The sequence below is a fragment of the Streptomyces sp. NPDC005423 genome (genome assembly GCF_040606415.1).
Classification (GTDB): Bacteria; Actinomycetota; Actinomycetes; order Streptomycetales; family Streptomycetaceae; genus Streptomyces.
Genome location: NZ_JBEXET010000063.1, coordinates 22,427 through 36,211, shown reverse-complemented (window position 1 = coordinate 36,211; position 13,785 = coordinate 22,427). Strand labels below are relative to the sequence as shown.

Genomic DNA, 13,785 nt, shown 5'->3' with positions numbered 1-13,785 from the left:
CCGTTCTCGGCGTGCGTCGCGACGCGTCGCCGCGTCCGCCGGCGGTACCGACCGGTCACGGCGGCGCCCGGCCGGCGGCGGTGAGCACCCGTGTCAGGAGGGGTGCGGAACCGTCCCCGCGGCGACCGCGCGCCAGCCGCCCGGCACCAGGAACGACATCGGAAAACCGACCGGTAACAGGTTCGGTCAACAATCGCCGGACCGCGTCACCGGCACCCCGGCGAGCGTACGCTGAGGTACCTGTAGGTCACGGTCCGCGTCCGCTCCCCGCGCCGGCGCACCGCCGTGGCAGGGGGTGGGCCGTGGTGCAGCGACACGTACGCAGTAAACGCACGCTCTTCGAGCGCGACAGCGAACTCGCCGCCGCCGAGGAGGCGTTGGACGAACTCGTCGGTCTGCGCGCGGCCGGCGCCGAACCGGCCGCACGCTCCCGCGGCGCACTCCTCGCCGTCGCCGGCCGGGCCGGCATCGGCAAGACGACTCTCCTGACCGAGGTGCGCCGGCGGGCCGCCGCCAAGGGCTGCGCGGTGCTCTCCGCGCGCGGCGGCGACCAGGAGCAGCGCGTCGCCTTCCACGTCGCCCGCCAACTCCTCCAGCCCCAGTTCGCCGGCGCCGCCGAGACCGATCTCCGCTCCGCGCTGGGCAGTTGGTACGACATCGTCGGCCCGGCCCTCGGCCTCTGCGCCCCCACCGAAGGCGCCCCGCCCGACCAGCAGGGCCTGCGCGACGGCCTCGACTGGGTACTCACCCACCTCGCGGCCGAACGCGCCCCCATGGTCCTCGTCCTCGACGACGCGCACTGGGCCGACCCCGAATCACTGCGCTGGCTGGCCGCGTTCGCCCCCCGCGCCGAACAGCTCCCGCTGCTGGTCGTCGTCGCCTACCGGCCCGAGGAACTCCCCGACCACGCCGAGTCGTTCAGGGGGCTGCCCGGCCGGGCCGGCGGACGCCCCCTCGACCTGGAGCCGCTCAGCGCCGCCGCCGTGGCCAGGCTCGTCCGGGAGACGCTCGACGACCGGGCCGACGACGCGTTCTGCCGAGAGTGCTGGGCCGTCACCGCGGGCAGCCCCTTCGAGACCGTCGAACTCATCGCCAAGATCCGCGACCGCGGCCTCACCCCGACCGAGCCGGCCGCCCATCTGCTGCGCGACCTCGCCGCGGCCGTCAAGGGCAGCGGCCTCATCACCCGGCTCGAACGGCTCGGTACCTCCACCGCCCGCTTCGCCTGGGCCTGCGCCGTCCTCGGCACCGAGATCCATCCGCCGCTCGCCGCCGCCGTCGCCGGCCTCGGCCCCGAGGAGGCGGCCGACGCCGCCGACGCGCTGCGCGGTGCCCGTATCCTCACCGGCACGGTGACCGCCGCGGGCACCCTCGAATTCGTGCACCCGCTGATCGCCACCGCCGTCTACCGGGCCATCCCCGCCGGCGTCCGCGTGGCCCTGCACGGCCAGGCCGCCTGGTGCGTCATCAACGAAGGCCTGGGGCCCTCGGCCGCCGCCCGCCACCTCATGGAGACGCACCCGGAAGGCGACAACTGGGTGGTCCAGCAGCTCCGCGCGGCGGCCGGCGAGACCCTGCGGGCCGGCGCCCCCGACACCGCCCGCACCTACCTCGCCCGCGCCCTGCGCGAACCGCCGACCTTCGAGGACCGGGCCGCCGTCCTCCACGAACTGGGCAGCGCCTCCCTGCTCACCGAACCGGCCACCACCGTGAACCATCTGCGGGCCGCCCTCGAAGAACCCATCGGCGACCCCGGCCTCCGGCAGAACATCGTCTACCGCCTCTCCCAGGTCCTCGCCCACAGCGACCGGCTCGCCGAGGCCTCCGAGACCCTCGCCCGCGAGGTCCGGGTCTCCGGCGACGCCCGGGTCCGCCTGCGCATGCTCGCCGAACAGTTCATGTGGGACGCCTTCCGCGCCGACGAACCCGACCACCCCTCGCGCTCCCGCCGCCTCGCCAGGCTCGCCGACCGCCTCACCGGCCGCGACCTCACCGAGCGCTACGTCATCGGCCTGCGCGCCTGGGACGCCGTGCTGCGCGGCGAGCCCGCCCACACCGTCCTCCACCACGCCGAACGCGCCCTCGTCGGCGGCCTCGGCTGGGCGGAGGCCGACCGGGGCTTCGAGGTACCCGTCCTGGTCGCGCTCGCCTTCATGTACGCCGACCGGCCCGGCCGCAGCGAGGACCTGTTCGCCGCCGGCATCGCCGACTTCGAACGGCAGGGCTGGCACGGCGCGCACCTCGCCTTCGGCTACACCCTGCTCGGCTACCTCCGCTACCGGCGCGGCCGGCTCGCCGAGGCCGAGGACTTCGCCCGCGCGGGCCTCCGCCTCGCCGAGCGGGTCGGGTCCGGCACCCCCGTCTACTGGTACGCCGTCGGCATCCTCGTCGAGACCCTCCTCGCCCGCGGCCGGGTCACCGAGGCCACCCGGATCGCCGAGGAGCACTCCTTCGGCGCCCCGTTCCCGGCCGCCGTCGTCTTCCCGGACGCGCAGACCGTCTACGGCGAACTGCTGCTCGCGCGCGGCCTGGCCAAGGACGCCGCCGTCGAACTGGCCGCCGCCGGACGTCGGTTGGACCCGCGCGGCATCCGCAACCCCGCCTGGTGCCCCTGGCAGCTCCACCTCGCCCGCGCCGAGAGCCACGACACCCCGGAGCGCGCCGTGGCGACCGCTCTCGAAGCGGTCGCCCGCGCCCGCCAGTTCGGCGCCCCGTCCGCCGTGGGACAGGCGCTGCGCGCAGCCGCCGAAGTCTCCTCCGGACCGGCCCGCCGCCACCTGCTGGAGGAGTCCGTCGCCCACCTCGAACGCTCCCCGGCCGCCTACGAACTCGCCTGCGCCCTGGTCGCCCTCGGCACCGAACTGCGCCGCACCGGCCACGCCAAGGACGCCGGCGAGTACCTCTACCGCGGACTCGACGCGGCCGTCCAGTGCGGCGCCGACGGCCTCGGGGAAGCGGCCCGTGACGAACTCGCCGCGGCCGGCCTGCGCCCGCGCCGGCTACACAGCACCGGGACCGACACCCTCACCGCCCGTGAACGGTCGGCCGCGACCCTCGCCGCCCGCGGCAGCACCGACCCCGAGATCGCCGCGGAGCTCCGCACCGACGAGCAGACGGTCGTCCGTCTGCTCTCGGCGGTCTGCCGCAAGACGGGAACGGAACGCACCGGTCTGCGGACGGCCTCGATCCAGCCGTCGTGAGGGGCGCCGCCCACCGGGACAGGCCCCGCGCGAGGAACCGCGACGACCAGGCACCCATCGCCGAACGGCACCCCGTACCATGGCGACATGTCGTTCCTCCGCCGCCGCAGCGCCACGCCCGCCGGGCCAGACTTCGACGTCCTGGCCATGGACCCGGGCGACTGGCCCGGCAATCTGGGCGCGGGCCTGCTGCCCGCCCCCGACGGCAGCTGCCAGGGTGTCTTCCTGCGGTACGACCTCTTCGGCGGCCGGGGCCCCGCGATGGTCATCGGCAACCTCCCGGAGGGCTCACCGGCCCGTGACGTCGCGGAGGGCGAGGTCCCCTTCGAGGTGGGCCAGCTCCTCCTCGCGCTGGAGAACGAGGAGGAGGTGACCGTCGTCGACACCGAGGACATGCCGGTGATGCAGGGGGACAACCTGCTGATCGTGCGCCGGCTCAAGCTCTCCGAGAGCCGGATCTCCTGCGTCCAGTTCGACCGCAGTGACAACGTGCTGGTGACCATCGCCGCCTGGGACCGCCCCATCACCGACGACCTGTACACCCTGCTCAAGCCGCTGCCCGCGGAGCTGTTCCAGCAGGCCTGAGCACCCCCACCCGCAGATCGCGAAGGGCCGGGTCCGCCTTCCCGCGGAACCCGGCCCTTCAGCGTCTGACGGCTACGAGCGCGACGGCTCCAGCCGGACGTCCGCGGCCCGCACGAACTCCACCCGGTGGCCGAACTGGATCTCGTAGTAGAGATCCTTGCCGACCACCACCTTGTGCGAGTCCGTGGTGAACGTGACCGCGTAGAAGTACTCGCCCGGCACCACGTCCCCGACCACGTACTTCTGCCCCGCGAGCAGCTGGTACGGCAGCGGGGACACCGCCTGCCCGGGCACCCCGGCCGGGTAGGCCGAGGCCTCGGGGTAGGCGCGCCCGTAGACCGGGACGCTCGCCGCGCCGTCCTTGGGCGTCACCACGAACCCGGCCGCGTTGACGGCCGTCGGACGGTCCTCGGGGTTCTTGAACCAGGCCTTCTGGCCCAGGTACCAGATGGCCGTCCAGTCGCCCTCGCGCCCGGCGACCGCGTACTGCTGGCCGGTGGAGACCCGGGAGGCCACGTCGTTCACGCCGGTCGTGGAGTCGGCCCCGGACGGACGCAGCCCGATGTCCTTGATCAGCGGCGCCGACTCGTCGGGCTGCGAGTACAGCCGGACCTCGCTGGAACCGTGCGCCGCGCACGCCGTGCCGCTGGTGACACAGCCCGTGTACTCCGGCTGGTTGGCGGCGTAGTCGGGCCGGATCGTCACCAGCCCGCCGTGCCGGCCGGCGGTGGCCCGGAACGGGTGCTTCAGCAGCTCGAAGTAGTGACTCCAGTCCCAGTAGGGCCCGGGGTCGGTGTGCATGCCGGGAATCGTCGACGTGGTCGGGCCGGGAACGTTGTCGTGCCCGAGGATGTGCTGCCGGTCCAGCGGGATGCCGTACTTCCTCGACAGGTACGACACCAGCCGCGCCGACGTGCGGTACATCGCCTCCGTGTACCAGGCGTCCGGCGCCGCGAGGAAGCCCTCGTGCTCGATGCCGATCGACTTGGCGTTGATGTACCAGTTGCCCGCGTGCCAGGCCACGTCCTTGGCCTTCACATGCTGGGCGATGAGACCGTCGGTCGAGCGCACGGTGTAGTTCCACGACACGTAGGTGGGGTCCTGCACCAGGTTCAGGACGCCGTCCCAGGTGCCCTCCGTGTCATGGATGACGAGGTACTTGATGCTCTGGGACGCCGGCCGGTCGCCGAGGTCGTGGTTGCCGTAGTCGTTGTCGCCGAACTGGGCGTACGGCGCCGGAATCCACTCGCAGGACACCGACTTGGGGCACTCGGCACCGTCCGCGGCGACCGTCCGCAGACCGGTCCGGCCCAACTGGGCTGTCTTGGGCGCGAGTTGGGGATCGGCGGCCAGGGTGACGCGCTGACCGGCGTCCGTCGTGCGGCTCTCGCCGGTGCGGATCACGTCGTAGACGTCGTTGGCGTACGAGGCGGCCGTCGCCGTGTCGTCGGCGCCGGAGAAGCGGGCCACCGCGCCGTACCAGTCGGCCGGGTCGCCGCTCAGCGGCTCGCCCAGCTTCCGCTGCGCGGCGGCCAGCAACGCGGCACCGCCCGCCACGTTGGCGGCCTCGTCGGTACGCAACTCCGCTGCCGGCAGCCCGGTCAGCTCGGCCGCCTTCGTCAACGTCTTCAGCCGGTCCGGGAGTTGGGAGTCGGCCGGGATCGTCGCCGTGGGGTGCAGGGTGGCGCGGGCACTGTCGCCGCGGGGGTCCTCGGTGCCCTCACTGTGGTGCGGGGTGCCGGTGAGCGCTGCCCTGGCGTCGGTCAGGTGCATCGGGCCGTAGCCGCCGGAGACGCTGGGCGCTCCGCCGTGCGTGTCCCAGCGGGACTGGAGGTAGGAGACGCCCAGGAGCACGCTGGACGGCACGTGGTACTCGGCGGACGCGGTGGCGAACGCCTGCTGGAGTCCGCTCGCGGCGTCGGCCCCGCTCACGGAGCCGGCCGCACGCTCGGCGGGGGCCGCGCCGAGCAGCGGCAGGACCAGGGCCCCGCAGGCGAGCGCGCCGGCGGTGCGGCGTGCGCGTCTGTGCCCGGGGGGCCGGTTGGGGTCGGTGACGGATCCTCGCAATGCAGCCTCCTGGGACGATCGGGCGCTCCGGGTCGTACGGGGCCGGGCGTGCGTCAGTGGTACCGGCTGCCGGACGATCCGTCAATCATGCCCATGGCGAGGCGATTTCCCATGTCAACAGGGGGTGCGGGGAGTTTCGTGGCGCGGGCTCCCGGGCCTGCGGGGCGTCAGTGGAGTGGACCACTGGTCCGTACGGCGGAGCGTGATCGGCGGCCGGAGAAGCGGCCCGGGACATACGGAGGTCCGCGGTGCGCCGCCGTTCCGGCACACCGCGGACCGCCGCCCCCCTCAGCGAGTGCCGACCGCCGCCCGCACGGCCCGGCGGGCCATCTGACAGTCGTCGTGCAGCCGCCGCAACAGCAGCCGCTGCTCCTCGCCGGACGGCGCGGCACCGGGATGGGCCGGTCCCGGTGCCGCCGGGGTCGGGTCGTGCATCGAACGCTGCACGGCCATCTCGTAGGTACGGATCTCCCGCGTCAGCACGAGCATCAGGTTGACCAGGAAGGCGTCGCGCGAGGCCGGTCCCGCCGACTGCGCGATCTGGCTGATCTGCCGCCGGGCCCCCGGCGCGTCCCCGAGGACGGCCCACAGGGTCGCCAGGTCGTAGCCCGGCAGGTACCAGCCCGCGTGCTCCCAGTCCACCAGTACCGGACCGGCCGGGGAGAGGAGGATGTTGGAGAGCAGGGCGTCGCCGTGGCAGAACTGGCCCATGTCCCCGCGCCCGGCCGAGTGCGCGATGCCGTGCAGCAGTTTCTGCAGGTCGCCCATGTCCCGGTCGGTGAGCAGGCCCAGCTCGTGGTAGCGGGCGATGCGGGCGGCGTAGTCCAGCGGCGCGTCGAAGGTGCCGGCCGGGGGGCGCCAGGAGTTCAGCCGGCAGATCGCGCCGAGCGCCGCCCGGATGTCGGCCCGCGGCGGGGCCTCGGCCGGGTGCCGGTGCAGTGCGGCCACCCGGCCCGGCATCCGTTCGATGACGAGCGTGCAGTTGTCCGGGTCCGCCGCGATCAGCCGGGGCACCCGCACGGGCGGGCGGTGCCGGACGAACGAGCGGTATGCCGCTATTTCGTGCCGGATGCGTTCGGCCCAGGCGGGTGAGTGGTTCAGCAGACACTTCGCCACCGCCGTGCTGCGTCCGGTCGTCCCGACCAGGAGCACCGACCGGCCGTTGCGGCGTAGCACCTGCACCGGCGCGAACTCCGGGCAGATCCGGTGCACCGACGCGATCGCCGCGCGCAGCTGGGCGCCCTGCGGGCCGGACAAGTCGAGTCTCCCGCTGAGCGGTTGGGGGCCTGGCCCGGGTCCGCGCCCGCGTGGCCTGCCCGCACCGAACAGGGGGGCCGTGGCCGGCCGTGCCGGGTCGAGATAGGGGCCGCCGCCCGCGCGGGGGTGCAGCGAGGGGGAGGGAGCGGACACGGAGGACGATGCTGCGTACATGGGCGAGACAGATCCCTTCGTGTGCCTGCAGTGCCTGTCCGAACAATCGCGCCGCCCGGCCCGGTCCCCTCGGCACATCCTGGGGAATGCCCCTCGGTGGCCGGGTCGGGTTGGCGCTTTCCTACCTGACACCAGATGCGCAGTGGCACACCATCTGGCGAACCCTGGCGAACCCTGGCGAATAGTCGCCCGGCAACCCGCCCGGGGCTATGTTCAACTCAGCCGAGAACCTGGGGGCTTGACGTGAACGGACAACCCAACACCCGTCTCTCGGACCTGTTCGGCCTGGCCGGCTGGTCCAAGGGCGAGCTCGCGCGGCTGGTCAACCGGCAGGCGGCGGCCATGGGTCACCCCCAGCTGTCGACCGACACCTCGCGGGTGCGGCGTTGGATCGACACGGGAGAGATCCCGCGCGATCCGGTGCCACGGGTGCTGGCGGCCCTGTTCACCGAGCGTCTCGGCCGTGTCGTGACCATTGAGGATCTCGGTCTGGTGCGGCACGGGCGTGCGGGTAAACGGCCAGGCGACGGGAGTGTGGAACATCCCGACGGTGTGCCGTGGGCGCCCGACCGGACTGCCGCGGTCCTCACCGAATTCACGGGAATGGACCTCATGCTCAACCGACGCGGCTTGGTGGGCGCGGGTGCCGCGCTCACCGCGGGATCAGCACTCAGCGGTGCCATGTACGACTGGCTGCACTCCGATCCGACCCTTTCCGCCGACGCTCCCCGATTCGAGGATCCCCTGCACGCCGACCCGGCCGGGTTCGACCGGTACGAGGCGGCCCCCATCGGGTGGCAGGAGATCGAGGCACTGGAACGCTCCGTCGACGTGTTCCGCGCCTGGGACGCGGCCCGCGGGGGCGGGCTCCAGCGCAAGGCGGTCGTGGGACAGCTCAACGAGGTGGGCGGCATCCTCGCCTACCGGCATCCCGACCATCTCCAGCGACGCCTGTGGGGCGTCGCCGCCAACCTCGCCGTGCTCGCCGGCTGGATGTCGCACGACGTCGGCCTGGAGCCCACGGCACAGAAGTACTTCGTCATCGCCGCCCACGCGGCCCGGGAGGGCGGCGACCGGCCCCGCGCCGGAGAGGCGCTCTCCCGAGCGGCTCGCCAGATGGTGCACCTGGGCCGGCCCGACGACGCGCTCGACCTGATGAACCTCGCCACGTCCGGTTCGGGCGACGAGGTGCTGCCGCGCACCCGGGCGATGCTCGCCACCATCGAGGCCTGGGCCCAGGCGTCGATGGGGAGGAGCCAGGCGATGCGCCGCACCCTGGGGCAGGCGGAGGACCTCTTCGTCTCCGACCGCGGCGACGTACCGCCCCCGAACTGGATGCAGACGTTCAAGGAGGAGGACCTGTACGGCATGCAGGCCCTGGCCTACCGCACGCTGGCCGAGCACGAGCCGGGGGCCGCCGTGCACGCGCAGCACTACGCGGAGAAGGCGCTGGCGCTGCGGGTCGACGGACGGCAGCGGTCGAAGATCTTCGACTTCCTGTCGATGGCCTCGGCGTGCTTCATCGCCGACGACCCCGAACAGGCCGACCGCTACGCCCGGTTGGCGCTGGTGTCGATGGGATCGAACTCCTCCCACCGCACCTGGGACCGGCTGCGCGAGATGTACCGGCTCACCGCCGAGTACTCCCGGTGCCCCAAGATCGACGCGCTGCGGGAGGAGATCCGACTCGCGCTGCCGAAGGTCCAGCCGAAGAGCCGGGGCGGCCGCGGCACACGGGCGTGACCGGCGGTCTCAGAAGGCCACCCTGGCGACGAGTACACAGGCGTCGTCCTGGCGCCCGCTCCCGCCGAACTCCTCCACGACCACTTGCACACACTCCTCCGCGGTACGCGCCTCGCCCAACCGGGGGGCCAGGTCGCGGAGCCGGTCCGAGGCGACCCGTCCGCTGTGCCCGGGCACCAGCCCGTCGGTGTGCAGCAGGAGCAGGTCGCCCGCCGCGAGGGTCACCTCGGCCTGCCCGTAGGACGTTGTCGGGGCGGCGCCGAGCAGGACCCCGTCCGGCGCGCTCAGCAGGTGCCCCGTCCCGCCGCGGAACAGCAGCGGGGCGGGGTGTCCCGCCCGCGCCCACACCAGGGTCCGCGACTCGGGCCGGTAGCGGCAGCACACCGCGCTGCCGAGGGCCGGCCGCACCGTGGCGTCCAGTAACTGGTTGAGCAGGCACAGCAGTTGGCCGGGTTCGGCGCCGGCCATCGCCATACCGCGCAGCGCGCCGAGCAGCATCGCCATGCCGGACGCCACGGTGACACCGTGTCCGGTGAGGTCGCCGACGCTCAACAGCGTCGCGCCGTCGGCCAGTTCGAGCGCGTCGTACCAGTCGCCGCCGATCGGCGTGCCGGCCGGGGACGGCAGGGAGCGGGCCGCCAGGTCGAGCGGTCCCGCCGTCGGTCCGGCGCTGTGTCGCGGGAGCCGCAGGGAGCCGCGCCACGGTGGCAGCACGGCTTCCTGCAGCTCGACCGCGAGCCGGCGTTCGGTCCGCGCGACCTGGCGGTGGCGCTCCAGCGAGTCACGTGTCTCGCTCACCGTCCGCCGGGTCAGGCGCAGTTCGCTGACGTCCCGCAGCACGGCCCACATCGATGCGGTGCCGCCGTCGGCGCCGAGCACGGGCTCGCCCATCATGTGCACGGTCCGTACGGAGCCGTCGGGCCGCACCACACGGAACTCGCCGTCCATGGGCTTGGCGTCCACCAGGCAGTCCGTGACCATCGCCGTCAGTCTCGGGCGGTCCTCGTCGAGGACGAGGGACGGCAGTTCGTCCAGGGTGAGCGGGGGAGTCGTGGGGTCACGGCCGAGGATTCGGTAGAGCTCCGCGGACCAACTGGCCTGGTCCGTCAGCAGATTCCATTCGGCGCTGCCGATCCGGCTGAGCAGCGAACCGTGCCGGGGCGCGTCGGACACCGCCTCCGGGGCGGCCTGCGGGCCGTCCCGCAACTGGGCCAAGTGGGCGTCCAGGTCGCTGAGTTGGTGCAGTGCCAGGTCGCACAGCGCGCGCTGCCAGCGTCCCTGGGGGTCCGCGCCGTCGCCCCGCGCGTCCCGCCGTACCGCGTCCACGTCGCCCTTGAGCCGCCGCGCCTGCGAGATCAGCGCGTCGACCGAGCCGTGACCTGGCGGCTGGGCGGCGGGGTGGTCCGCGGAGAGGTGGGGCGGCATGACGCACTCCGATGCGGGGACGGTTCGGCCAAGGCGGGCGGAGGGACCGTTACGACTGTCGCACAGCCCGCGACTCCCTGTAAGGGATTCGGCGACACACGATCCGGTGGTGCTTCTGGCATATGTCAGCGTCTTCTTGGACAGGTGGGGTCAGGTGGATGGCGTAGGCGCGTGGGGGCGGCAAGTCGTAGGCGGGGTACGTGATGTGGCGTGCGCGCCGCCGTCCCGCCGGGTCATTCACCCACCTGTTCGACGACAGCCGTTCCCGGAGCCGTGCGGGCGTGGCGGGTCGCTCTCCGTGACGCCGGAGGGGCGCCGTCCGCCCTGGATCGTGGTCGAGCGGTCACTCGGGGTAGCCGCAGGCGCCGCGCCGTCCGGATCGGTCCCGCCCTTCGTGCCGGGCGTGGCGCGGGAATGCTTTCATCCGCCGCGGTCGGTTCGCCGCACTTCGTACCGGAAGGCGGGATAAATCCCCCATGGAGTGACGCAGGTCACATCAACTGGGGTCCCGTTCCGCGTAATGCGAAGGGCTCCCGCGAGGTCGTAAAGGCACACGGCAATCCGGCCCCTCTCACCCGCAGTGGAGACCGATCATGGACATCACCCTTGAGCAGCCCACCCGGGCTCGGCTGATCACGGCGGACGACACGGAGATCCCCGTGTCCGCCACGCTTCGGTACACCTCACTGGATCCGCTGGCCGTGCACATCGACTTCCCGGCCGAGGTGGCCCTCGACGGGGAGGTCGTCACCTGGACCTTCGGCCGGCCCCTGATGGAGGAGGGGCTGGCGGAGGCGGCCGGCTGCGGGGACGTACACCTGTGGCCGTGCGGCGAGGACCGCACGGTCGTGGAGTTCCACTCGCCGTTCGGGCTCGCCCTGCTCCAGTTCGACACCCCCGCGCTACGGCGCTTCCTGCTGCGCTCCTACGCCGTGGTGGCCGCCGGGCAGGAGGACGTCGGCGCGGCGGTCGACGAGGGGCTCAGCGCCCTGTTCGGGAACGTGTGAGGACGGCGGTGCCGCCGGCGGTCCCACGACGCGGACCGGTACGGCCCACCTCAGCGGCCGGCGTCGGCCGACAGCCGCGGGCGCGGGGCGAGTTCGACGCTCACCCGGCCGCCGCTCTCCCGGGCCCGGACCCCGGCCTCGGCGACCACGGAGGCCGCGTACCCGTCCCAGACACCCGGCCCGGTGACCCGTCCGCCCCGGGTGGCGTCCACCCAGGACTGCACCTCGCGGTCGTAGGCGTCCGCGAACCGGACCAGATAGTCCTGCGGCACCTCCACGCCCGCGCCGCCCCGCTCGGTGACGAGCATCGCGCCGTCCTCGCCGATCCGGGCGCTGCCCGCCTCGCACACGGCCTCGCAGCGCACCTGGTAGCCGAAGCCGCAGTTGACGAAGATCTCGACATCCACCAGCGCGCCCCCGTCGGTCTCGAAGAGCACGAACTGCGGGTCGGCCAGCCCCTCGGGCGCGTTCGCCGACGGGCGCGGGCCGACCACGGTCACCGCGGTCAGCTCCTGGCCGAGCAGCCAGCGGGCCGCGTCGATCTCGTGCGAGACGGAGCTGTCGATGAGCATCGCGGAGGTGAAGTACGGCGGCGAGGACACGTTGCGGTGGGTGCAGTGCAGCATCAGCGGTCGCCCCAACCGCCCGCTGTCCAGGAGGGACTTGAGGCGCAGGTACTCCGCGTCGTAGCGGCGCATGAAACCGATCTGCGCCAGTCGCCGGCCCAGCCGGGCCTCCGCCTCCACCACCCTGAGCGCCCCGGCGGAGTCCGGCACCATGGGCTTCTCGCACAGCACCGGCAGCCCGCGCGCGAAGGCCGCCAGCAACGCCTCCTCGTGCGCCGGGCCGGGGGAGGCGATCAGCACCGCCTCGACGCCGGGCGCGTCGAGCGCGGCCGTCGCCTCCGCGTGCACCGTCACCCCGTCGAGGCCGGCCGCCGCCTCCTTGGCGCGGTCCGTGTCGGGATCGGCCACGGCGGCCACCCTGGCCCCGTTCACCACCCGGTCGAGGCGCCGTATGTGGTCGGCTCCCATGTGTCCGGCACCCAGCACCGCCACACCCAGCAGGTCACCCACGTCTGTTCTCCCTCTGCGCCGACGATCACGCCGTAGCGTACGCGGGAGCGGAGTGGCGGCCTCAGTAGCGCAGGACGCCCGCGATGCCGGTGACGTCGCCCAGGAAGCCGTCCGGTACGAAGCGGACGTCGGCGCCGGTCTCCAGGCACTGTTCGACGATCTCGTCCACGATGTCCTCGCGGGCGTCGAGGTCGTCGGCCTCGGCCGGGACGAGATGGTCGCCGCTGTCGTCGCGGACCGTGACGCGGTAGTTCTCCTCGACGGCCAGCAACCGCACCCGGCCCTCCCGGGCGCTGCGCCAGACCTCGTCGACGCCGGCCGTGAACTCCTTGCGTCCGCGCGCCGACCGGAGCTCCCGCAGCACCGAGGCGGTGCTGTCGCGGGCCTCGGCGTCGAGCAGCGGCCGTACCGCCTGCCACACGGCGTCGGGGGTGCCGTGCGCCAGACCGCCGTGCGGGACCAGCACCGCGTTCCGGGCCGCACCGCCGAGGTCTTCCAGGACGGCCAGGGCCGCCGGATCGCCGGTGACGTAGAGCGGGCGCGGGTGTTCGCGCAGGAGCCGGGTGACGGCGGTGTCGGCCGCGCGCAGGAAGTGGCGGGTGTCCTCGTCGCGGTAGGTGCTGGGCATGTCACCGATCCGCTGCTGGCGTTCGGCGTCGAAGTTCGTCCGGTGGCCGCGGCTCAGCGGGAAGCCGCCGGCGTGCTCCTCGGCGACCCGGTCGACACCGCCGTTCCACAGGGTGACGCAGTCGGCGGAGAGCGACAGGACCCAGAAGGGCCGCATGGAGGCCCGGGCGGAGACGAGGTTGCGGGTGAGGAAGGTGTCGGAGAGCACCACCCGCTCGGGCACCGTCCTGGCGAGCGACCACACCTGGTGCTCGCCCGGGGCGGCGAAGATCGCCAGTCCGTCCTCGGCGTGCGCGAGATCGATCTCGGCGAGGGCCTGGTCGAGCTGCCTGGTGACGTCGGTACGCCGGTCCCGGGGGACCGCGGGGTCGGCCTCCAGCTGTTTCTTGGCGGCGGCCAGCACGTTGCGCAGGCGGACCGGATCCTGCGCGTTGTCGGGTTCACGGCGGTGCGTGGGCGTCAGTACGGACACCGCGGGATAGGGGCGCGGGCGCCGCAGCTCGCTGAGGGTGGCGGGACTCAGTGCGTGCTCCATAAGAGCACGATAGGACCGATTCGCGGAGGGGGCATTTGGGGGATACGGAGCAGGGCGGCTGGCCGGGGGCGCACGGCCCGCGACCGCGG

The 13,785-nt window shown here is 73.5% G+C and carries 9 protein-coding genes; 4 read left to right on the top strand and 5 right to left on the bottom strand.

Annotated elements, in window-relative coordinates:
• Window positions 1–302: 302 nt before the first annotated feature.
• Together ABZT12_RS36330 and ABZT12_RS36325 are read left to right on the top strand one after the other, a co-directional pair.
• Window positions 303–3,200 (top strand): AAA family ATPase, encoded by a 2,898-nt coding sequence (locus ABZT12_RS36330; RefSeq protein ID WP_356393160.1) that lies wholly within the window; start codon window positions 303–305, stop codon window positions 3,198–3,200.
• An 87-nt stretch (window positions 3,201–3,287) separates the two neighbouring features.
• The gene (locus ABZT12_RS36325; RefSeq protein WP_356393157.1) at window positions 3,288–3,785 is read left to right on the top strand and encodes a hypothetical protein; all 498 of its coding nucleotides are present in this window, start codon (window positions 3,288–3,290) and stop codon (window positions 3,783–3,785) included.
• Between the two features lie 72 nt (window positions 3,786–3,857).
• On the opposite strand, the gene ABZT12_RS36320 is transcribed toward ABZT12_RS36325, so the two are convergent.
• Window positions 3,858–5,852, bottom strand: coding sequence for a peptidoglycan recognition family protein (locus ABZT12_RS36320; RefSeq protein WP_356393154.1), 1,995 nt, complete (start codon window positions 5,850–5,852; stop codon window positions 3,858–3,860).
• A gap of 288 nt (window positions 5,853–6,140) precedes the next feature.
• The gene (locus tag ABZT12_RS36315; RefSeq protein WP_356393152.1) at window positions 6,141–7,283 is read right to left on the bottom strand and encodes an aminoglycoside phosphotransferase family protein; all 1,143 of its coding nucleotides are present in this window, start codon (window positions 7,281–7,283) and stop codon (window positions 6,141–6,143) included.
• A 243-nt stretch (window positions 7,284–7,526) separates the two neighbouring features.
• Between ABZT12_RS36315 and ABZT12_RS36310 the strand changes: the two genes are divergently transcribed.
• Complete coding sequence (locus ABZT12_RS36310; RefSeq protein WP_356393150.1) at window positions 7,527–9,026, top strand: hypothetical protein; 1,500 nt, start codon at window positions 7,527–7,529, stop codon at window positions 9,024–9,026.
• 9 nt (window positions 9,027–9,035) lie between these two features.
• Here the strand turns inward: ABZT12_RS36310 and ABZT12_RS36305 are convergent, their stop codons facing one another.
• Window positions 9,036–10,451: a SpoIIE family protein phosphatase gene (locus ABZT12_RS36305; protein ID WP_356393147.1), complete on the bottom strand. Its 1,416-nt coding sequence runs from the start codon at window positions 10,449–10,451 to the stop codon at window positions 9,036–9,038.
• A 593-nt stretch (window positions 10,452–11,044) separates the two neighbouring features.
• Between ABZT12_RS36305 and ABZT12_RS36300 the strand changes: the two genes are divergently transcribed.
• On the top strand, window positions 11,045–11,458 hold the full coding sequence (locus tag ABZT12_RS36300; RefSeq protein WP_356393145.1) for an SsgA family sporulation/cell division regulator: 414 nt from the start codon (window positions 11,045–11,047) through the stop codon (window positions 11,456–11,458).
• A gap of 50 nt (window positions 11,459–11,508) precedes the next feature.
• Here ABZT12_RS36300 and ABZT12_RS36295 read toward each other — a convergent pair whose 3' ends face one another.
• Window positions 11,509–12,534, bottom strand: coding sequence for a Gfo/Idh/MocA family oxidoreductase (locus tag ABZT12_RS36295; RefSeq protein ID WP_356393142.1), 1,026 nt, complete (start codon window positions 12,532–12,534; stop codon window positions 11,509–11,511).
• Between the two features lie 61 nt (window positions 12,535–12,595).
• Entirely contained in the window at window positions 12,596–13,696 is a 1,101-nt protein-coding gene (locus tag ABZT12_RS36290) for a chemotaxis protein (RefSeq protein ID WP_356393140.1), read from the bottom strand.
• Window positions 13,697–13,785: the final 89 nt, after the last annotated feature.